The organism is Bradyrhizobium aeschynomenes, from assembly GCF_013178945.1.
Lineage (GTDB): Bacteria > Pseudomonadota > Alphaproteobacteria > Rhizobiales > Xanthobacteraceae > Bradyrhizobium > Bradyrhizobium aeschynomenes.
Window position 1 is genome coordinate 233,224 of sequence record NZ_JABFDM010000002.1, and the last position, 21,195, is coordinate 254,418.

Here is a 21,195-nt window from a genome sequence, read left to right on the forward strand (position 1 = left end):
GGTGGCGATCGGACGCCGGACGCGCGACGCGCTTGCCGTCATCGCCATTGCGCTGGCCTGCGCCGGCCTGCTCGCGTCGCCGGCGTTCGAGCGCGGCCGCGGCCTGTCGCTGGATGCGCTGACATGGCTGCGCTTCGAGACATTCGGTAACCGCCACGACGCCGTCACCAGTCCGGCCGTCGTGATCGCGATCGACGAGGAGAGCTACCAGGCCGCGCCCTTCAAGGGCGCGCCGCTCCTGACCTGGACCGGCGAGATCGGCCGGGTGCTCACGGCCACGCTCGAGGGTGGCGCCAAGGCTGTCGGTTTCGACATCGTGTTTCAGACCTCGATCGAGCAGTCGGAGATTCCGCTCGGCGATTCGACGCTGGGCGAGAAGACGCGCGGCTTCGACCGCGAGTTTCTGCGCGCACTGGCGGCTGCGGCTGCCGGCGGCAAGGTGGTGCTGGGCGAGATCTTCGGCGAGCCACCCATCCTTCCCGCCCCCGGCCAACGCATTGCCGTGCGACAGCAGCAGAATCTGAGGCCGCTCAACACCTACACCGACAACGACGATGTCGTCCGGCGCCATCCGCTGACCCTGTCGGCAGAGAACAAGACGATCCCGAGCATCGCGCTCGAACTGGCTGCACGGGCGATCGGTCGATCCCCGGTGATCGCCGCCGATGGCGTCACGCTCGGCGACTACCGCGTTCCCGGCAGTGTGCCCGGCACGATGACCCTGAATTTCGCCGGTGGCGCCCAGGACATCCCGACCTACTCCTTTGCCGATCTGCGCGCCTGCGCGCTCAAGGGCGACAAGGACTATTTCCGCCGCGAGTTCGCCGGCAAGGTCGTCCTGGTCGGCACCGTCGGCATCGAGGACCGGCGGCTGACCTCGAAGCGCTTCGCGACCCGCGCCGAGGGCGCGCGCCGCCCGCGCTGCGTGCTGGAACCGCGCGAGGTCGCCAAGACGTTCGCGCGCAGCACGATCGCCGGCGTCTACATCCATGCGACAGCGGTGAACAACCTGGTGCGGCAGGACGCCGCGGTCGAGCTGAGCCGGCCCGCCATCTTCGCCATCACGGCCTCACTTGCGCTCGCCGCCGCGCTGCTCGCGCGCCTGCTGCGGCCGACCCTTGCAGCAGCCATCCTGGCCGCGCTGGCCGTGCTCTACACAGCGATCGCGACCGCCCTCTTCAACCAGTCCCACGTGCTGCCCATTGCAGAACCTCTGGCCGCCGGCGTGCTCGCGCTGGCGGCCACCACCTTCTATCGCTTCATGGTGACGGACAAGGACCGCCGGCTGCTGCAGAAGAGCTTTGCCTATTATCTCGCACCGCGCGAGATCGACCGCATGCTGGCCTCGCGCCGACTGCCGCAACTCGGCGGCGAGACCCGCGAGGTCACCGTATTCTTCTCCGACATCGAAGGGTTCTCGCGCATCGCCGAGCAGATGACCCCGGAGCAACTGATGGCGCTGACCAACGAGTATCTGTCGGCGATGACCGACGTGATCGAAAGCCATGACGGCTATGTCGACAAGTATATCGGCGACTCAGTTGTCGCCGTGTTCGGCGCCCCGCTCGACGATCCCGACCATGCGCGCAGCGCCGCGCGCGCGGCGCTCGATTGCAAGGCGAAGCTCGCCGAGCTCAACCTGATGTCGACCGCCTTCCAGGGCATCAAGGTGGCGCAGCGCATCGGCATCAACAGCGGCGCGGCGCTGGTCGGCAATTTCGGCTCGCAACGCCGCTTCAACTATTCGGTCATGAGCGACGCCGTGAACGTGGCCTCCCGTCTCGAAGGCGCCAACAAGTTCTACGGCACCACGATCATCGGCTCCCACAGCACGGTGGCGCTCGCCGGCGACGAGTTTGCCTGGCGAGAGCTCGATACCATCCGCGTCAAGGGCCGCGAGCAGTCGCTGAGGATCTACGAGCTGCATGGCCGCGCTGCCGAGCTCTCCGCGCCGGAGCACGCTCTGCTCGCCGGCTACGCGGCTGGCCTCGCGCATTGGCGGGCCGGCGAGCTGCCGCAGGCCGCCGATTGCTTCGCGCAGCACGCGGCGGACGATGCCCCGCATCGTCTGTTCGCCGAGCGTGCAAAGGCCGCCGTGGAGGGCGGCCCCGCCGCCTGGGACCCGGTGCGCAGCCTTCAGGAAAAATGACGCGGCGATGACGGTTTCGCAGCTGCATGTCGTTGCGCCGATCCGGGTGACGGACCAGAGCGCCTGCTGGAGAAACGATCCGTCACGCAGCGGCCTCTGACGCCCATTTCCGAGCGAGATCGGCCCTCATCCCGGCCCCATTGCCCCACCATACCGGCCGCGATGGACAAGCACGGCCAAGGTCGGCTAGACGACACGGCGCTTCAACCGACCAGCGAGCCCGAGCGACGCATGACCACGCCCAAGCGATACGAGCGGATCGCCTTCGTCGCGAGTCCGAGTGCCGAAGCGCAGGCGGCGCTGACGCAGCTGAGCGCCCTGTACGGCAACGCCGATCCGGACCTCGCGGACGTCGTGGTCGCCCTCGGCGGTGACGGACTGATGCTGCAGACGCTGCACGATCACATGCGGTCGGGAAAGCCGATCTACGGCATGCATCGCGGCACCGTCGGCTTCCTGATGAACGAGTTCAGCACGATCGATCTGCACGGCCGGCTCGAGGCGGCGCAGGAGTCGGTCATCCATCCGCTTCTGATGCGGGCAACCGACGCCGACGGCGTGGTTCACATTCACCACGCCATCAACGAGGTCTACCTGTTCCGCCAGACCGCGCAGACCGCGCGCCTTCGCATTCTGATCGACGAGCGCGAGCGCATGCCGGAGCTGATTGCCGACGGCGTGCTGGTGGCGACGCCGGCCGGCTCCACCGCCTATAATCTTTCGGTGCAGGGCCCGATCCTGCCGATCAACGCGGCGCTGCTGGCGCTGACGCCGATCAGCGCGTTCCGGCCGCGGCGCTGGCGCGGCGCCCTGCTGCCGAACACCGCCTATGTGATCGTCGAGGTGCTCGAAGGCGACAAGCGCCCCGTCGCGGCGGTCGCCGACCATGACGAGGTCCGCAACGTCAGGCGCGTCGAGGTTCTCTCCGACAAGACGATCTCGATGCGGATGCTGTTCGACGCCGGCCACAGCCTGGAAGAGCGGATCCTGAGCGAGCAGTTCGGGTATTAGAACTTTTCTTCTAACCGCCGCCAGTGTGTCGCGGGACGATGCCCCGCTCTCTCCGACGTCATTCCGGGGCGCGCGCCGCCGAAGGCGGCGAGCGAGCCCGGAATCCATAGCCACAGGATGGTGTGAGGCACGAGCAGGTCGTGGCGCTTGCCTTCGCCACCCCCCCCCCGCTCGGGGTTATGGATTCCGGGCTCGCGCCGCTGCGCGACGCGCCCCGGAATGACATGCGGAGACAGCGGCACGTCCGCTCGAAACACCATACTCCGCAACGCTTTGTTAACCCGGCGCTCCGTATGGTTAATGCGCGTTGACCACCTTCACCGGTGATGCCTTCAGGCCGGCCCAATGTATCGCATCGACTTCAACAAGCTGCGCTTCCTCGTCTGCGACGACAATCCGCACATGCGCCGCATCCTGCGGACGCTGCTGCATTCGTTCGGCGCCCGCGAGGTCAACGAGGCCGAGGACGGCGCCACCGCGCTCGAAATGTACACCCACTTCTCGCCGGACATCGTCATCACCGACTGGGCGATGCCGATCTTCGACGGCCTCGAGCTGGCGCAGATGATCCGGCAGCCGGAGGCCAAGGGCAATCCCTACGCGCCGATCATCATGCTGACGGGTCATTCCGAGAAGCGCCGCGTTACCGTGGCGCGCGACGCCGGCGTGACCGAATTTCTCGCCAAGCCGATCTCGGCGAAGGGCCTCTATCAGCGCATTCTCAACGTGGTCGCCAATCCCAGGCCCTTCATCAAGACCAAGACATATTTCGGTCCGGACCGGCGCCGCAACACCAACACCGCCTATATCGGCCCCGAGCGCCGCATCGGCGGCGAGGCCGAGATTTTCCAGCAGCCGTCACTTCTGGATAAAGCGCGCTCCGCAGTTTAGGCGCGCAGCAGTGAGCCGTTGTTAACGCCGTCCCGCAATCGCCGAGCAGTACGGCCGGCTCCTCGGCTATGAGTCTTCACGTCCACAAGTTTGCGTTGGTCGGCATCACCTGAGGATATCGAGATGGCGAAAGACAAGGCCCCGGCAATCCAGGTCAAGACCTACGCCTCGCACCACGTGATCACGCAACCCAATCCGCTGAAGAAGGTGCTGCGCCGCGCCGAGGAGAAGGATCTCGACGATCCCATCGCACGGGCCGAAGCAGCCCTCGCCGGGCTGTCCGGCGAGTTCAAGTCGTGGATGGACACCGAGGCCGAGCGCCTGTCGAAGGCCTACGCAGCCGTCCTGAAGGACGGCTTCGACGACGACGCCTGCGAAGAGATGTTCCGTGCCGCGCATGACATCAAGGGCGATGCCGCGACCTTCGGCTATCCCGCGGCTGCGGCTGTGGCCGACAGCCTGTGCCGGATCATCGAGCACGCCCCCGATCTCGAAAAGGTCCCGGCCGAGCTGTTCGAGCATCACGTCAACGCCATCCAGGCGATCGTGCACGATCATACGAAGTATGACAGCGCGACGGTGGCGAGCGAATTGAGCCGGCGCCTGCGCCGCGTCGCCGACGACTACCTGGTTCAGGTCAACCGCAACCGCCCGGAGCATCTCGAAGCGATCCTGGCGCCGAGCCTGGTGCCGAGCGACCAGCCGTGATCGCGTAGGCTGGCGCTCGAGACGCAGCGAAATAACGAACGCTATTCAACAGCGTCGACTGCGAACCCCACCGCAAACTTCGAGCGCACTCTCTCTGCGTCATTCCGGGGCGCGCTACGCGCCCCGGAATGACCCTGAGATAGGGGTCCTCCCTCCTGACGTAGTCGCCGCGGGGCCGCGGGTCGCGCGTCACGCGGCGATCAGCCCGAACTCGAGCCCCGCCACGAAATCCTCGGCCATCACTTCGTCGCAGAATTCGCGGGCCTCGTCGCGGGCCGACTCGGTGGCGAACCTTCGGAGCAAGATCAGCAACGGTGCGGCAGCATCGCGGTCGGTCGCGCAATGGGTGAGCACGCGCTCCACCATCTTGCGGCGCAGGATGGCGGCGCCGCTGAGCGTGTCGGCAAAACCGTTCTCGCGGCAGACCTCGAGCGCGACGGCAAATGCATCGAACGTGGTGTCGGGAATGCCGGCCTTGCGCAGCAATCCCTGCAGGCTGGCGCGGCCGCGATCGTTGAGCAGCGCCGATACCCGCGCCCGCGGCATGTCGGCAAGCTCCGACAGCGCGATCTCGAACAATTCGACATTGCCCGAGAGCAGCGCCCGCAGGATCAGACCGGCAGTCAGTTGCGAGGTCGCACGCAGATGCGCGACGAGCCCGCGCAACTCCTCGCCGCGCGAGCGCGATGCGATGTTGATGGTCGAGCGGTCGCGCGCCTCGCTGGTGATGCGCCCTGCCCGGTCGGCGCTGAGCCAGTTCCGGGCGACCACGAACTGCGCCAGCGTCTCGGAGAGCTTGTCAACCAGCGCCGCCCGCGTCGCGGCCGGCAGATCGTCCAGCACCAGCATGGCTTCGCGGATCGCGGCGAGATGGCCGTGCCGCTCGACGATGCGATCCCAGGAGAATGGGGCAAGCTCGGCATAGGCATTCTCGATCAGCTCGAGCGCAGCCGCCGCGCTGCCGACCTCGGCGATCGCGGCGCAGACCGGCGCCGGCAGGCCGATGCGGCGGGCAATGGCGCATTGCGTCTCGGAGTTGCCGGTCGCGACGATGTCGACGAGGTCGGCATCGATCAGCAGCGGCGAATGTTCGAGGATGATGGCTGCGACGGATGGCTGGTCGGTGGCCAGCGCCTGGACGATGGCGGCGGGCGCCTCCTCCGAGCGGGCGAACACCTCCGCCATGGCCTGCCGCACCAGCGGCGACGGATCATCCAGCAGCATGAGGAGCGCGCCCTCGGCGGCGCCGCGATCCTCGTCGCAGAGATCCGACAACAACCATGCCCGCGCGAGAGCCCTGGTGGCCTCTGCCCGCTCACCGGCGGGCGCGGTTCTGACCCAACTGAGAAACTGCCGAACAATCATGGTCTTTCCGGCTTACGCAACTTTGCAAACAAGGCCACGAGGGCCTCAACAGCACCGAAAATAAACCACGACGCTTAACAAAGCGTTCACCATAAGTCGCTGGTTTTGTTGATGTTTTGTTAAGGTCGGAAATGAAAAACATACTATGATACCTCTACCCTATCCAATTCGCCGTAGTCCAACGGGCAAAACATGGCGACGTCCGGCCGCAAGAGCCGCGGCCGAACGCTCGAAATAGATCTTTTGGATCAATGACTCGGACCTGGCTCCGCTCGGGGCGTCAGCCCGAGAAGGTGCCGTGGGGGTCGCTGAACAGGTCGAGCCTGCGCTGACCATTGCCGCTGCCATTATTGTTGCTGCCGGCGTCGGCAGACCCGGCGCTTGCCACCGAAGACCGCCCCCACAATTCGCGCACCGTCGGCGACACGGTGGACTCCGACTGGCCGTCGACCTGGAACAGCGAGCGGAACATCGGATCGGCCGGGCGGCTGGAGGTCGATGCCGTGGCGGTCACGGCTGCCGCTTGGGTCGAGCCGCGCGCGTCCGGGAACATCGAGAGAAAAGTCGCGGTGTCCGTCGTCGGCAGCGCACTTCCGCCGGCGGCGTTGGCCGCGACATTGGTCGTTGCCCCGCCATAGAGCGCGAGTGCTCCGCGCGTGGTCGAAGAATTGGCGGCTCCAGAATAACGTGTATTCAAGACCGAATAGACCTGGGAGACACTGCGGGCCTGGCCGTCGCGATCGTAGAAGATCGGGCGGTTGGCAGCTGCCGCGCTGGGAAACAGCCGGGCCGCCGAGGCGTTCGGCGTATCCTGCGCGCTGGTGATCAGCTTCGCCGCGCCGCCCGCCCCCATGAAATGCGCCATATAGAGCTCGGCGTCGGTCGGCCGCCGGCCGATCATGCCGGTGAGCTGGAAGCTGTTGGACTGCGTCAGCGCCGCAGCCATCGCGGAGGACGCCTTGGGATCATCGCGCAGCTTCATGATCGCCTGCCGCATCGCGGGGTCAGCGACGGTGTAGTCCCCGGACGATGTCCGGGTGATGGCGTCGGCATATTGGCCATAGCCGAGATCGGCGCCGGCCTGCTTCACCGTGCCGAGCCAGGTCTGGTCGATGAACTGGTAGAGCCCCCGCGCCGAAGACGTTGATGCGCCAGCGGTCGGGTTGAAGTCCGACTCCATCTTTGCCGTCGACAACAGATATTCGAAGCTGGTGCCGACGGTATCGGCCGCCTGCTTGATAGCCCCGGCGACCTTCGCCCGGACGCTGTCGAGAAGCCCCGCAGGTGAGGAGTTGGAAGCGTCGACCGACATGAGAAGACCCGCTGTTTGCAGATTCGCTGGCAGACGAACGCGCCGGAAATCTCCGGCAAAGTGCGGCGGGTATGGTTAATGGCGGGTTAATTTGGCGCCCGGAGCAGGGCCAATGAACGACCCGGATATTCCCGGAGGCAGGTCTCTGACCTACTTGCGATAGACCGCAGCCGGATCAAACAGCCGGTCGGCCTCGACGAACACCAGCCGGGCACCACCCTCGCCTTGCTCCACCTTGCGATAGAAGCAGGAGCGGCGGCCGGTGTGACAGGCCGCTCCTCGCTGCTCGACGCGCAGCCAGACCGCGTCCTGGTCGCAATCGGTGCGCATCTCGACCACGCGCTGGGTCTGACCCGAACTCTCACCCTTGCGCCACAAGGCATTGCGCGAACGGCTGAAATACCAGGCCTCGCCGGTTGCGACGGTTTTCCGTAGCGCTTCGTCGTTCATGTGGGCGACCATCAGCACGTCGCCACTGGCGGCATCGGTGGTCACGCAGGTGACCAGCCCGGCCGCGTCGAATTTCGGCAGGAAGGCCAAGCCTTCCTCGCGCTCGACTGAGGATGAGGACACGAAACTCTCGCTAAGATGCTGCTGGGCTTACCGTTGCGGCGAGCGCACCATCGACAGGAAGCGCCCCTGCTCCGCCGGATTGTCCCGGAACATGCCGGTGAAGCGGCTGGTGAAGGTGACGGCACCGTGTTTGGCGACGCCGCGCACGGACATGCAGGTATGCTCGGCCTCGATCATCACGGCAACACCGCGCGGCTTCAACACCTCGTCGATCGCAGCCGCGATCTGGGCGGTGAGATGCTCCTGGGTCTGCAGCCGGCGGGCGAAGATGTCGGTCAGGCGGGCCAGCTTGGACAGTCCGACGACACGCTCGACCGGCGTATAGGCGATATGCGCGCGACCGTAGAAGGGCATCATGTGATGCTCGCATTGCGACGTGAACTCGATGTCGCGAATCAGCACGAAATCGTCGTAGCCGGCGGTCTCGCCGAAGGTGCGGTCCAGCACCTCGGCGGGGCACTGGTGGTAACCCTGGAACAGCTCGTCATAGGCCTCGACCACTCGGCGCGGCGTATCGATCAGGCCCTCGCGGGTCGGATCCTCCCCGATGTAGTTGAGCAACGTATAGACCGCGGCCTCGGCCTCGGCCCGCGACGGACGCGGCCGATCGGGCCGTACGGCGGCGGCGAGGAATTCGGCTGGATCGAGCTCCGCGGGGCGCTCCCCAGCCAGCTTCGGATCGGACGGCTTGCCGTCCGGCTTGGTGCCACGCAGCGTCTTGATCAAAGCGTCCATCTCGTCTCCGTTCGACCGGTCGGCGGTCCCGACCGGAGTGTCACCGGCAGAGCGTCACCCGAACTCAGGTGTTTCCCCCAGACGAGGCGCGAGCAGACCTGAGGTCTCTGGCACCGCACGCCTGTGGATGTGGCTGGAATTCCTGCCAATCGTTTCCATATAGTCGCAATATAGGGCGATGAAACCCGGCCGCCAAGGCCGACCCGCCGGGAATTCCGGAACGGAAGCCACATGCTGAACGACATCTACAACAAGCGCATCATCGAGCTCGCAGGCAACATTCCGCGCCTCGGACGGCTGGAGCACCCGGATGCGACTGCCACGGCCCATTCCAAGCTGTGCGGCTCCACGGTCAAGGTCGATCTGAAGATGGACGGCCCCGTCGTCACCGATTTCGCCCACGACGTGAAGGCCTGCGCGTTGGGCCAGGCCTCCTCCTCGATCATGGCCCGCCACGTGGTCGGCTCGACTGCTGCCGAACTGCGCGAATTGCGCGACACCGTCCGCCGCATGCTGAAGGAAAACGGCGCCCCTCCGGACGGCAAATGGGCCGATATCGCCCTGCTCGAGCCGGTCCGCGACTACAAGGCCCGCCATGCCTCCACGCTGCTGACCTTCGATGCGGTGGTCGATGCGATCGGCCAGATCGAGGCCAAGGCGAACGCCGAGGCCGCAACTCCGTAGCCCGCACGATCGCATCAGTCTCTACTCAAAACAGCCAGAGCTCCCCGGGAAAGACTGCGCTCGCCCGGGCTATTGCTGTGGCGTCGCTGCGACCGTCGCTGTAGGAAGAGCCTCCGCGGTGCGAGAAAGCTGCTTGTCGAGCGCCACGGGGAAGCGGTCCTGCTGCTTGTCTCTTGCCTTGTCCTGAACCTTCGGCGCGAGCTCGGCGACCGGCGTCGTGCCCTTGGCCGGAAGCACGTCCGCCAGCAGCTCCGTGGTCATGACGTTGGTGGTGCGAAGCTCGGCGCGGGACAGCTCGTGCAGGTCCTCCCACGGCGGGACGTTGAGGGCGAGCAGCAGGAGGTCGCCGGCGCCGCCCATGTCGAAGGTGTATTTGGCGAGGCGCCCGATGTCGCGTTCGACGATCATCAGATCCTGCGCCGAGTAGCTCGCCGCCTTGGCGTCGTCGGCGCGGTCGCCCATCCAAATCTGGTGAACGCGGACATGCGCCGTGTCGGGCACATAGCGCGTGGTGCCCGCAAGCAGCAGGAACACGCACATCGACTCGCAATAGGCCTCGGGCACGATCCTCGGTCGCTCGTTCGCCCGGCTCGGACGCTGCGTCATGCCGACGGTGGTGCGCATCTTCAAGGCGCGGAACCGGCGGCCCAAGGTGATCGCGTCGTTGACCGAGCCGCCGCTGGAATCGAGTACCAGGGTGGCGCCGGTCAGGTCGCGATCCCGCGCGAACTCCTCGAAATCCTTCGGGCTGTCGCCGGTGACAATTCCGACCGCGCTGATCCAGCCGCAATTCGGCTCGCAGGCGACCCAGCTGAACCGCATCGGAAGCTTGCGCTCTTCGAGCGCGCCACCGGCGCGCGCCGAGTTCGACATGATGGAGACGGTGCCCCCGAGCACCACAGCCAGCGCTCCAACACCGAGAAGCATCCAGCGCAATCCACGCGACCGCAGCAATTTCACCTGCACTCCGTTCCCCCCATCAAGCTCGGTACGCAGTCCCTCGTCGTCGTCGCGGCAAGACCTGACAAATCGGCCTCAAATCCGTTATGAGTCTGTCACATCCTTGCCTGGAAACGTATCCGGGCAATCCCCGAGCGTCCAGGTGTGCCGCACCGCAGCGCCGCTGAAAACCGGCCATTGTTGCATCACATCATCACACGAGCGCGCGAGATCGTGGTTCCTGCCAAGGAACCGATCACAGAGCGCACATCAGTCCGGCACTGCGCCCATGAAGCACTCATGCTCTGATCAGAACTGCCATTCTGCGCACATCCCGTCAGGGTCGCTGTCGCATATGCCGCGACACGCCGCCCGCGCGCTGATCTGGCTGTATCGCCACACGCTGTCGCCCCTCGTCGGCTATAATTGCCGGCATCTGCCGACATGCTCGGTCTATGCCGATGAAGCCATCTCGCGCTACGGACTCTGGGCCGGCGGATGGATGACGCTTGCCCGGCTGCTACGCTGCCAGCCATTCGGCACGTCCGGCATCGACAACGTCCCAGCCGAGATGCCTGCGCAGGCGCGCTGGTATCTGCCGTGGCGCTATGCGCGCTGGCGCGGCGTCAACGGACCGGGCTGATGCAGCGCAACGTAGCAAGCGCTATGCATCATTTGATTTGAAGCAAATCGGACTGGAAGAGTTTCGAGCTAGGATTAGTCTCATGCGGAGCGGGTCGTTCGAAGGAACGGTGCTGCAGGCCTTGCATTGATGTTGAAACTTCCGTTTCGGGAGGACCAACCATGCGCTGGACGATCAACCCGAGATCGCGCCGATCCCGCACAGGCATCGGCGCGGATCATCAGGGCGGCGACGGTCACATCAGCCACGATGCCAGACAAATCGATCTGCTCTGCATCCTCGCCCTGCTGATCGCTATTATCGGCGCCTGGCGCTATCTTGCCGACAGCACCACCCTGCCCCCGACGACGACCTCCTACATCGTGCCGAGCCAAAGCGTGCATTGGTAGCAGGTCGCAAGCGCAGCTCTCTCACCCGGACGATTCACGTACTACCAGCGCGGCAGCAGGAAAAACTCGTCGCGGCGCGGAGGTGGCGGATAGACCGGAATGGGCTCCGGCGCCCGCGGCGCGCGCCGCGCGCGCGGCGGCGGAGCCGTCTCAGCGGGTCCTGTGGCTTCGGCTGAAATCGTTGCATCGGCAGCGGGCGATCGCACCGAGAGCAGGACGTTAGACTCCCGCGTACGCCAGCGATAGCCGATGCCGAACTCCAGCGGCTGTGCCCGCTCGAACAATCTGGCGTAGCTCATCTGGTACATGCCCGGAAACTTGTCGATCGGGCCGGCATATCGCCCGAACGGAAAGAAGCGCCACGCTCTCGCATCATAGCTCGCCAGCGGAATGCCGGAATCGTCCTGCACGATGGTGGCGCTGTTCTTCAAAAGCCAGCTGCGAACCTGGGAGAAGCTGCTCTCGTGCAGCAGATAGGATGCGCTCTTGAGCAGGCTGTTGCCGGGAGCCAGCGGTTCGCAGAACCTGAGGAATCCGCTGGCCTTCACGCCGGAATCGGACAGATCCGTCGAAAAGTAATAGAGCGTCTTCTCGACGCCGTCGGCGCCGGCAAACACGATGCGGGCGCCCTTGGTCGCGTTGCGCGCCGGCGGCTCGTTCGCCGCGTGCACCACGCCATTGTCATCCAGCCAGATCAGGCTCGCGCTGTGGATGGTCTTGCCGGTGCGCGCCAGAAAGACATAGAGGATCGGCAGCGCTCCCTCGATCTCGCCCTCGCGCAGATCCACCTTCATGTTCTTGGTTATGAAGAACGAGAAACTGAGGATCGACTGCAGGGAACGTTCGACATAGGCCAGCGCGGGTCCGATGCTGCCGCGCGGCAACCGGCCAAGATCGGGGATCGGTCCGGTCGGCTCGAGCGCAGCCATCACATAGGTGGTGGCTTTCGGGGCGAACGCGTCGGCATAGAGGAAGTCGGGCCCCGAGAAAAAATAGAACATCGTGGGCCGCGGCGCCGCGGCATTGGTATCCGTCCAGGTCCGGATCTTCGACAATTGCCGCTGCTCGAGCTGATTGAAGGCATTGTCGAAGAACGCCGCGTGGCGCCGCCAGCCGGGATCCTGCGTCAGCGCTGCCAGCGGCGAGCCGGGCTGCGGCGCCATCCCCGCCAGCACGCGCGCGGTGTCATCCGAAGTGATGGTCTGCCCGCGGACCTCGCAACTCGTCACGACAATGAGACAGGCAACGGCGAGCCACACTTTCGACAGCAGAAGTCTCGACACCAACAGCATTTCACTCCGAACCCGACATGGCTGTTGCAGCGGTACGGCGCGACCGCGCGTGAGCGAACCAATAGATCAGCAATCCGGACAGCATCGCCATGGCGCCGACCCCGGCCTGCCACGGCCGCGAAGCAACCAGATAGTACATCATGAACCCGGTCACGCTGAGGAAGATCAAGGGCGTCACCGGATAGCCCCACGCGCGATACGGCCGCTCGATGTCCGGCTGGGTGAGACGCAGCCTGAACAGGCCGAGCACGGTCAGGAACGAGCAGGACAGCAGCGAGAACTGGACGACGTCGAGCACCGCCTCGAAGCTCTCCGTGAACAGCATCAAGGTCGCCACGGTGAGTTGAAACAGCACGGCATAGGCCGGGGCGCCATTGCGCGAGCGGCGGGCGAACACCGCGAGCGCCGGAATGTCCTCGCCCATCGTCATCAGCACGCGCGGGCCGATCCACATCATCGCGGCGATCGAGGGCACCAGACCGACGCAGATCATCGCGGCGACGAAGCGCCCGCCGGTTTCGCCGAAGATGTGCGTGCCGGCGATGCTCGCGACCTGCAGCTGGCCGGCGAGCTCGCTCGTCGGCGCCGCCCGGAGGAACACCGCATTCAGCGCGATGTAGAGCACGAGCACGATCAGTGTCCCGAACAGCAGCGCCCGCGGCAGGGTTCGCTCCGGCGCATGCAGTTCGCCGATGATGTAGGTCGCCGCGTTCCAGCCCGAGAAGGCGTACATCACGAATACGAGGCTGGTCGCAAAGGCTGCGCTGGTGACATAGCCGAAGTCGGACCCGGCCGGCAGGAACCTGACGGGCTGCGGCGCCGAGATGGCCCAGCCGGCGACCAGGAATGCGACGATCAGGCCGAGCTTCAGCACGGTCGACAGCAGCTGGAAGCGGCTGGATTGCCGGATGCCACCGAGTTGCACGACGGTCACGAGCCACACCGCGCCGACCGCAAGCAGCATTGGCGGAACGTCCGGCAGCACCGCACGGCCATATTCGCCGAACGCCATCGCCGCGAGCGCCACCGGCGCCGCGAAGCCGACAGTTGCGGAGACCCAGCCGGCCATGAAGCCGATCGCCGGGTGAAACGCGCGGTTGAGGAAATTGTACTCGCCGCTCGAACGCGGGAACATCGCGCCGAGCTCGGCATAGGACAGCGCCCCGCACACCGAGACGAGGCCGCCGACCGCCCACAGGAGCAGGATTGCGAAGCCGGAGGGAATGTCCTTGACCTGAAAGCCGAGGCTGGTGAACACACCGACGCCGATCATGTCGGCGATCACGATGGTGATCGCGACCGGCAGCGACACGGACGGGATCACGGCACTGCCTGACCCGCCCGCCCAGGTCGTGTCGCCTGCCTCGGATGCAGCCATACCGTTGAGGGGCACGCGCCACCCCTTCCCTTCGTCACTGGCTCATGTTCCGGCCGAACCATTCAATCATAGTTAACGCGCACTAAATAAGGCCGCACAAAGATGGTAATATGAGACCTTTTCATGCAATCCGGCCTCCGCAGCGTTGCGTTGGGCCATGCTGGGTCTCACAATCGGGACACGATCGCGTGCTGTGTCCGCTGCTGCATCGGAATTCGCCAGGCGCCATCCTTAACGCGACCTCAACGTCGGCGGCGCAGTTTGAAATGAGCCGATTTGTAAAGTGGGGCCTCGCTGCGGTCCTGCTCGTCTTGGGGACTTATGATCGGGATCGGTCTGAGATTGTCGAGCTGTCTTGGGCTGCGCCATTGGCCGCGGCCGCCTCGGCCCGCGCTGACGCCGCCCCTTGGATCTCGACGCGCGGCCCATGCTCTGGCTGCGGCCACGCTCTCGCTGTCGTTGGCGCAGTGCGGCCAGACACCGGATCCGGCAGCACTGGCCGCCAATGCGGCGCCGGCGCAAGGGCTGACCTTCGAGGAGCGTTTCCCCGCACCGGAGTTCCGTGACCGTTTTCCGAGCGTCGGCGAGAGCCTGCCGCTGCGCACGCCTGCGGACTTCGCGCCCAAGCCCCCGCCCCCTCGGCTCGCATCGCTGGAGCCGCAAGAGCCGGCGCGCCGGCTGCGCGAGGACCTCACGACGCTCGTCAGCATGAAGTCGTCGGCCTTCCCGTATTTTGGCGACAACCCCGCGTCGGACGCGCCGTTCCTCAACGTCTCCAACGGCGAGCGCCGCGGCCATCGCAGCTTCTCGGGCCGCGTCTACTGGCAGGACCAGACCTACAATGACAACCGCGTGCTGGTGCACGTTCCGGAAGCCTTCGATGCCCGCAAGCCCGGCGTGATCGTGGTGTTCTTCCATGGCAATGGCGCCACGCTGGAGCGTGACGTGCGCGACCGGCAGATGGTGCCGCAGCAGATCACCGCCTCGGGCGTCAACGCCGTGCTGCTCGCGCCGCAGATGGCGGTCGATGCCGCGGATTCGAGCGCGGGCAAGTTCTGGCAGCCGGGCGGCTTCAAGCGCTTCATGGATGAGGCGGCGACGAATCTCGCCCGCCTGACCGGCAATCCCGCAAGCGCAAGGACGTTCGCGAGCATGCCGATCGTCATCGTCGGCTACAGCGGCGGCTTTCTTCCCGCAGCGTGGAGCCTCGAGGTCGGCGGCATCAGCGAGCGCGTGCGTGGCGTGGTGCTGCTCGATGCGGTCTATGGTCAACTCGACAAGTTCGCCGGCTGGATCGAGCGCAACCGCTCCGGCTTCTTCGTCAGCTCCTACACGCGCTACACTGCACGCCACGATCGGGAACTGATGACGATGCTGCGAAGCCGCAACATCGAGATCTCGGACGACATGGACCGGCCGCTCCGCCCCGGCAGCGTCGTCTTCGTCGAGACCGACGAGGGCATCACTCACCGGGACTACGTCACACAAGCCTGGACGCGCCACCCCATCAGAGACGTGCTCACGAAGATGGCGGCCGCCCAGCCGCCGATCCGGATTGCGGCCGGAGCCTCGAGCACCGTTGGCGACTCATCGAGCCGCTGAGACCAAAGGTTCTCAGCTCTTCGGCAGCTTCGGCATGTTCTCGACGAAGCCGTTGAAGCAGGCGAGCCGCTCGTCCTCCTCCTTGGTGAACTTGCAGTCGGCCACCGCTTTGGCCTTCGTCGCCTTGGGCTTGGCTGCGGGCGGGATCACCGCGTCGTAGCAGTTCAGCCGCTCCTTGGTTCCGTCGTCGATCTCCAGGCACGCCTGGAGCTTGACGGCCATCGACTGCGGCTTGGCCGGCGCTGCGGCTGCGGTCTTCATCCCCTTCGGCTTGACCTGCACCAGCGGGCGGTCTCCGACCATCGGCGCGCCGCTCTGGGCCAGCGCAGATGTGCAAAACAGCACTGCGGCGAGGCTCAACATTGTTTTTTTCATGCCATGTCTCTTTCATCCAAACCGCGGGCGAGAAAGATCAACCCTCTCGGGATCGCGCGCGGCCTAGACCGCGCGCCGCGATGGCGCGATCTTTCGCCCGACAGCCACCCACCCCAGCGGCTTTAATCCGGCCGGACCGGTTTTGCCAAGCGTCAAGCGGCGGTTTGCGGTGGACCTTACGCCAGCGCGGCGACGCGCGCCCGCGGCCTGCTCGCCAGAATGGTCAGCAGCGCCACCATCACGAACCCCATGGCCACATAGCCCGTGGCACCGAGAGCGTCGCGCGAGAACAGGCTGCCGCCGACCGCGGAACCGATCGCCTGGCCGATGTAGAGCACGGAGGTGTTGAGCGACACCGAGGCCGACGCGAGTGGCGGAGCGGCAGCAACCAGGCGGACCTGCTGCATCGAGTTGGTGGACGCAAAGCCCAATCCCCAGATTGCCACCGCGATGGCCATCACCGGGTAGACGCCTGCGCCGATGGTCCAGACCACGATCCCCACGAGCAGCAGACAGGTGAACAGCAGCGAGGTGCGATAAGCGCCCCAGCCGTCGACGATGCGGGTGGCGATCACGACGCCGAGGAAGCCGCAGGCGCCGTAGATCGCAAACACCAGCCCCACCGCGTTGGCGTCCGCGCCGGTCAGCTTGTTCAGAAGCGGGCCCATGAAGGTGAAGATCACGAACTGTCCCGACATCTGCAACATCGTGACCATCAGCAGCAGCACCACCACGCGATTGCGGCCGAGCGCGATCCAGGTTTTCAGATCGACCGGCGCCCCCTTCAGGCCCGACGGCAGCCGCCAGGTCAGCAGCACGAAGCTGACCGCGCCGGCGGCACCGACCGCAAGATAGGCCGCCCGCCAGCCCGAATGGCTGCCGATGAAGGTGATCAGCGGCAGGCCGACGGCGGCGGCCAGCGACCAGCCGAGGAACACATAGGCGATGGTGCTGCCGCGCTTGTCCACGGGGCTGATCAAGGCAGCGGTGCCGGCGGCCTGCGGCGTATACAGCGCCCCGACCGCGAGCATGACCAGCCGGATCGCGAGCAGGCTCCGATAGTCCGGCGCGAAAGCGGAGGCGAGATTGCCGAGCGTGAGCACCAGCAGCGTCGCCGCCAGCAGGTGGCGGCGGTCGAATCGGCTGGTCAGCCAGGCCGTCAGGGGCGAGCCGATGCACAGCACCACCGCGCCGAAGGTGATCAGCAGGCCTGCGGTGTGAACGCCGACGCCGAGGCCGGCGGCGAGCTCGGGCAGCATCCCGGCGGGCGCCAGCACCGAGCAACCGGTGATGATGTTGCCGAGCATCAGCGCGGTCGGAGCCAGGCGCGGCGAGGTCAGACTGGATGTAGGGGAAGCGGATGTCATGCTCCATGATTAGCAGAGATTTTCATGCATCTGCATGAAAATCTCTCATGTCGCAGATGAGATTCTGTTCCTCATCGAGGGTCAGCGCGCCGACGCCTGCGGCGAGGAAGACTGAGTCCATGGAACCGGAAGTCCAGACGGATAGACGACGGCCTTCGATGGCGGGCAGCTCTCCATCAGCTTCTTCAGCGCATTCTGCAGGCCGTCGTTCCCGACCGGAAACGTCGACACGCCGGGACTTACCGTATTCGGTGGCGCATCGCTCAGACCCGCACCGGGCAGCGACGCCAATGCTTTCATCTGGCTGCCGTTGAGAAAGAGACCCCATCGTTCGAGATCACCGGCGCGGCGCGGTGGCGAGAGGAAGTTGAGCCTGAGATCGCCGCTCACCATCGCCAGCGTCGCACCCGTCCCAGCCTTGCGCTCGACGTCGAGCTCGAAGCGATCCTGGTCGAAGCATACCAGTTGCAGGCGCGTGGTGCGGAACGAAGCTTCACCGTCCTTGCGGTTCAGGATGGTCTTGTAGGCGATGCCGCGACTGGCGGCCTCGAACATCCAGGGACTCTCGACCCGTTCGCGGCGGTCGAGCGCGAAGCGCGCGATCTCCTCGCGCGTCAGGATGCGCATGCCCTCGAACGGCACCGACCGCGCCACCGTGAGCAGAGTTGGATCGGCGCCGAGCCGGGTGATGTAGTCGAGCACCATCTTGTCGGAGCGCTCCATCGCCCGCTGCATTGCCTGCGCCCGCATCTCGCGGGTCGGCACCCCACCCGTGAAGTTGAGGATGACGCGTGGTGAATGCACCGCCAGCGTGACGTCCGGGGCAAGCTCGCGGTTGGGCGCGCCGAGGATGATGTAGGGACACGCCGAGTTGCAGATCGCGCCCCGGGTCCAGACCTCGCCATGCAGCTCGCGACCGGCCTGCTTGAGCCTGGTACAGGCCTCTCCCTCCTGAGGCTCGAAGCCGCATTCGCGCAAGGTGGTGCGCCCGACGCGAACCACGGCCTTCTTCTCGCGCAGAAGGTTGCCCATCGCGAGCGCCTGCTCGAGATTGCCGCCCGGCGAATTGAAGTAGATCGGCAGCTTGCGGTCGCCGATCTGCTTGATGAATTTGCGCAGGCGTGCGGCCGCGCCGCCATCGATCTTGCCTTCGGCCGCGATCCAGCTGTCGCAGCCCGGACCGCAGGAATCGGGCGCACCCTTGACGAGGGCAAAGGCGATCGGGGCCGAATTGTCCGCCAGCCGCGGCGATTTGACGGGACGCTTGGCCGGCTTGAGCTCTGTTCCCGGCTTGAGCGGAGCGGCGGGCCTCGCCTGCGCTGCGGCCCTCTGTGGCAGACCTGGCTTCTGCTGGAGCGCAGCTTTGGGCGACGCGGCCGGCTTGCCCGTCGGCGCGACCACCGCCATCGACGGCGCGATGGTCACCCCCAGCGCGAGCAGGACGGCTGCCATCCGAATGCCACAGCGCCCGACAAAAACGGAGAGCGGCGCCTCCCCTGCAGACAACATCGCCACGCGTCCCCACGCCCCGAACACTTGAAGTTGTATCATACCGGCACGCCGCGGCAATCTCCGCCGCGTCCGCGCCGGCACCGATCCGCCGGTTTTTCCTGCCTGTTGCCCGGTTGCAGCCTGGAAATCCCCTGCTATACCCCTTGCTCCCGCTTACCTGCGCTCGTTCGCAGGAGTGAGCTAAAGGAGAGAGACAATGCCTGACTCGAAATCCCCCGACTCGAAATCCGACCAGTCCAAAGCCGGCTTCCAGTACAGCCTCAGCAATCTGAAGCCCGCCGCCCCGGTCGAGAAGATCACCATCAGCTTCCCCGACGGCGCCAAGCGCGAATATCCCCGGGGCACCACCGGTTTCGACATTGCCAAGGGCATCTCGCCCTCGCTCGCCAAGCGCACGGTCGCGATGGCGCTGAATGGCGACGTCGTCGATCTCAACGACCCGATCAACGACGATGCGAAGCTCGAGCTCGTCGACCGCGACGACCCGCGCGCGCTGGAGCTCATCCGGCATGATTGCGCACACGTGCTCGCCGAAGCCGTGCAGTCGCTGTGGCCGGGCACCCAGGTGACGATTGGCCCGGTGATCGAGAACGGCTTCTACTACGACTTCTTCCGCAACGAGCCGTTCACGCCCGAGGACTTCGCCGCGATCGAGAAGCGCATGCGCGAGATCATCGGCCGCGACAAGCCCTTCACCAAGGAGGTGTGGGACCGCGAAAAGACCAAGCAGGTGTTCCGCGACAAGGGCGAGGCGTTCAAGGTCGAGCTGGTCGACGCCATTCCCGGCGACGAGCCGATCAAGATCTACTACCAGGGCGACTGGTTCGATCTGTGCCGCGGCCCGCACATGACCTCGACGGGAAAGATCGGCAACGCCTTCAAGCTGATGAAGGTGGCGGGCGCCTATTGGCGCGGCGATTCGAACAACCCGATGCTGACCCGCATCTACGGCACCGCCTTCGCCAAGCAGGAGCAGCTCGACGCCTATCTGAAGCAGATCGAGGAGGCGGAGAAGCGCGACCACCGCAAGCTCGGCCGCGAGCTCGACCTGTTCCACTTCCAGGAGGAAGGCCCCGGCGTCGTGTTCTGGCACCCCAAGGGCTGGAGCATCTTCCAGGCGCTGATCGCCTACATGCGTCGCCGCCTGACGGGCGACTATGACGAGGTGAATGCGCCGCAGATCCTCGACAAGTCGCTGTGGGAGACCTCGGGCCATTGGAACTGGTATCGTGAGAACATGTTCGCGGCGCAGTCCGCCGGCGACGAGGCCGAGGACAAGCGCTGGTTCGCGCTCAAGCCGATGAACTGCCCGGGCCACGTGCAGATCTTCAAGCACGGCCTGAAGAGCTACCGCGACCTGCCGCTCCGGCTCGCCGAGTTCGGCGTCGTGCACCGCTACGAGGCCTCCGGCGCCATGCACGGACTGATGCGCGTGCGCGGCTTCACCCAGGACGACGCGCATGTGTTCTGCACCGAGGACCAGCTGGCCGACGAGTGCCTGAAGATCAATGACCTGATCCTGTCGACCTACTCGGATTTCGGCTTCGAGGGCGAATTGACGGTGAAGCTCTCGACCCGGCCGGAGAAGCGCGTCGGCACCGACGAGATGTGGGATCACGCCGAGCGCGTGATGGCCACCGTGCTGAACGAGATCAAGGCGCAGAACAACCACATCCGCACCGAGATCAATCCGGGCGAAGGCGCGTTCTACGGGCCGAAGTTCGAATACGTGCTGCGCGACGCCATCGGCCGCGACTGGCAGTGCGGCACCACGCAAGTCGACTTCAACCTGCCGGAACGATTCGGCGCGTTCTACATCGATGCCGACGGTGCCAAGAAGGCGCCGGTCATGGTCCATCGCGCCATCTGCGGCTCGATGGAGCGCTACATCGGCATCCTGATCGAGCACTATGCCGGCAGCTTCCCGCTGTGGCTGGCGCCGACCCAGGTCGTCGTCACCACCATCACCTCCGAAGGCGACGAATACGCCAAGCAGGTGCTGGCTGCGCTGCGGCGGGCCGGCTTGCGGGCCGACATTGATCTTCGCAACGAGAAGATCAACTACAAGGTCCGCGAGCACTCGCTGCAGAAGATCCCGGCTCTGCTCGTCGTCGGCAAGAAGGAGGCCGAGACGCATTCGGTCTCCGTGCGCCGGCTCGGCCGCGATGGCCAGACGGTGATGCCGACTGCGGAGGCGATTGCGGCCCTGGTCGACGAGGCGACGCCGCCGGACGTGCGGCGCCGCGCTCGCGAGGCGGCGTAACAACGCG

Annotated in this window: 19 protein-coding genes; 9 read left to right on the forward strand and 10 right to left on the reverse strand. The window is 65.8% G+C overall.

Going from position 1 to position 21,195, the window contains the following annotated elements:
* The first annotated feature begins 1 nt into the window (after position 1).
* The 4 genes from HL666_RS05720 to HL666_RS05735 all read left to right on the forward strand — a co-directional run bounded on the left by HL666_RS05720 (position 2) and on the right by HL666_RS05735 (position 4,759).
* Positions 2-2,149 (forward strand): adenylate/guanylate cyclase domain-containing protein, encoded by a 2,148-nt coding sequence (locus tag HL666_RS05720; RefSeq protein WP_172180339.1) that lies wholly within the window; start codon positions 2-4, stop codon positions 2,147-2,149.
* Between the two features lie 231 nt (positions 2,150-2,380).
* Positions 2,381-3,160 (forward strand): NAD kinase, encoded by a 780-nt coding sequence (locus HL666_RS05725; protein ID WP_172107936.1) that lies wholly within the window; start codon positions 2,381-2,383, stop codon positions 3,158-3,160.
* 345 nt (positions 3,161-3,505) lie between these two features.
* A complete protein-coding gene (locus HL666_RS05730; RefSeq protein ID WP_172107934.1) occupies positions 3,506-4,051 on the forward strand; it encodes a response regulator in 546 nt (181 codons plus the stop codon).
* A gap of 123 nt (positions 4,052-4,174) precedes the next feature.
* Positions 4,175-4,759 carry an Hpt domain-containing protein gene (locus HL666_RS05735; RefSeq protein WP_172107932.1) on the forward strand — a complete coding sequence of 195 codons (585 nt, stop codon included), beginning with the start codon at positions 4,175-4,177 and terminating at the stop codon, positions 4,757-4,759.
* A 189-nt stretch (positions 4,760-4,948) separates the two neighbouring features.
* Here HL666_RS05735 and HL666_RS05740 read toward each other — a convergent pair whose 3' ends face one another.
* The 4 genes from HL666_RS05740 to folE form a co-directional block, all read right to left on the reverse strand.
* Positions 4,949-6,124: a DUF2336 domain-containing protein gene (locus tag HL666_RS05740; protein WP_172180341.1), complete on the reverse strand. Its 1,176-nt coding sequence runs from the start codon at positions 6,122-6,124 to the stop codon at positions 4,949-4,951.
* A 280-nt stretch (positions 6,125-6,404) separates the two neighbouring features.
* A complete protein-coding gene (locus tag HL666_RS05745; RefSeq protein WP_172180343.1) occupies positions 6,405-7,436 on the reverse strand; it encodes a transglycosylase SLT domain-containing protein in 1,032 nt (343 codons plus the stop codon).
* Between the two features lie 150 nt (positions 7,437-7,586).
* A complete protein-coding gene (gene hisI, locus HL666_RS05750; RefSeq protein ID WP_172107926.1) occupies positions 7,587-8,009 on the reverse strand; it encodes a phosphoribosyl-AMP cyclohydrolase in 423 nt (140 codons plus the stop codon).
* A gap of 27 nt (positions 8,010-8,036) precedes the next feature.
* Positions 8,037-8,744, reverse strand: a complete 708-nt coding sequence (gene folE / locus HL666_RS05755; protein ID WP_172180345.1) for a GTP cyclohydrolase I FolE — start codon at positions 8,742-8,744, stop codon at positions 8,037-8,039.
* Between the two features lie 231 nt (positions 8,745-8,975).
* Here folE and HL666_RS05760 point away from each other — a divergent pair, with 231 nt between their 5' ends.
* Positions 8,976-9,428 carry an iron-sulfur cluster assembly scaffold protein gene (locus tag HL666_RS05760; protein WP_172107922.1) on the forward strand — a complete coding sequence of 151 codons (453 nt, stop codon included), beginning with the start codon at positions 8,976-8,978 and terminating at the stop codon, positions 9,426-9,428.
* A 69-nt stretch (positions 9,429-9,497) separates the two neighbouring features.
* Here the strand turns inward: HL666_RS05760 and HL666_RS05765 are convergent, their stop codons facing one another.
* Positions 9,498-10,394, reverse strand: coding sequence for a COG3904 family protein (locus tag HL666_RS05765; RefSeq protein ID WP_172107920.1), 897 nt, complete (start codon positions 10,392-10,394; stop codon positions 9,498-9,500).
* Positions 10,395-10,656: 262 nt separating this feature from the next.
* On the opposite strand from HL666_RS05765, the gene yidD reads away from it, so the two are divergent.
* Complete coding sequence (gene yidD / locus HL666_RS05770) at positions 10,657-11,010, forward strand: membrane protein insertion efficiency factor YidD (protein WP_376698577.1); 354 nt, start codon at positions 10,657-10,659, stop codon at positions 11,008-11,010.
* 161 nt (positions 11,011-11,171) lie between these two features.
* Positions 11,172-11,399, forward strand: coding sequence for a hypothetical protein (locus HL666_RS05775; protein ID WP_172107916.1), 228 nt, complete (start codon positions 11,172-11,174; stop codon positions 11,397-11,399).
* Between the two features lie 41 nt (positions 11,400-11,440).
* Here the strand turns inward: HL666_RS05775 and HL666_RS05780 are convergent, their stop codons facing one another.
* Both HL666_RS05780 and HL666_RS05785 read right to left on the reverse strand, forming a co-directional pair.
* Positions 11,441-12,682, reverse strand: coding sequence for a hypothetical protein (locus tag HL666_RS05780; RefSeq protein ID WP_376698578.1), 1,242 nt, complete (start codon positions 12,680-12,682; stop codon positions 11,441-11,443).
* A 10-nt stretch (positions 12,683-12,692) separates the two neighbouring features.
* A complete protein-coding gene (locus HL666_RS05785; protein WP_172109742.1) occupies positions 12,693-14,069 on the reverse strand; it encodes an APC family permease in 1,377 nt (458 codons plus the stop codon).
* A gap of 393 nt (positions 14,070-14,462) precedes the next feature.
* On the opposite strand from HL666_RS05785, the gene HL666_RS05790 reads away from it, so the two are divergent.
* Complete coding sequence (locus HL666_RS05790) at positions 14,463-15,671, forward strand: alpha/beta hydrolase (protein ID WP_246741495.1); 1,209 nt, start codon at positions 14,463-14,465, stop codon at positions 15,669-15,671.
* 12 nt (positions 15,672-15,683) lie between these two features.
* Here HL666_RS05790 and HL666_RS05795 read toward each other — a convergent pair whose 3' ends face one another.
* The 3 genes from HL666_RS05795 to HL666_RS05805 all read right to left on the reverse strand — a co-directional run bounded on the left by HL666_RS05795 (position 15,684) and on the right by HL666_RS05805 (position 18,865).
* Positions 15,684-16,046: a hypothetical protein gene (locus tag HL666_RS05795; RefSeq protein WP_172107912.1), complete on the reverse strand. Its 363-nt coding sequence runs from the start codon at positions 16,044-16,046 to the stop codon at positions 15,684-15,686.
* A 176-nt stretch (positions 16,047-16,222) separates the two neighbouring features.
* Positions 16,223-17,413 (reverse strand): MFS transporter, encoded by a 1,191-nt coding sequence (locus HL666_RS05800; protein WP_172107910.1) that lies wholly within the window; start codon positions 17,411-17,413, stop codon positions 16,223-16,225.
* Positions 17,414-17,494: 81 nt separating this feature from the next.
* A complete protein-coding gene (locus tag HL666_RS05805; protein ID WP_246741471.1) occupies positions 17,495-18,865 on the reverse strand; it encodes a COG3904 family protein in 1,371 nt (456 codons plus the stop codon).
* A gap of 256 nt (positions 18,866-19,121) precedes the next feature.
* Here HL666_RS05805 and thrS point away from each other — a divergent pair, with 256 nt between their 5' ends.
* Positions 19,122-21,188 carry a threonine--tRNA ligase gene (gene thrS, locus HL666_RS05810; protein ID WP_172180347.1) on the forward strand — a complete coding sequence of 689 codons (2,067 nt, stop codon included), beginning with the start codon at positions 19,122-19,124 and terminating at the stop codon, positions 21,186-21,188.
* Positions 21,189-21,195: the final 7 nt, after the last annotated feature.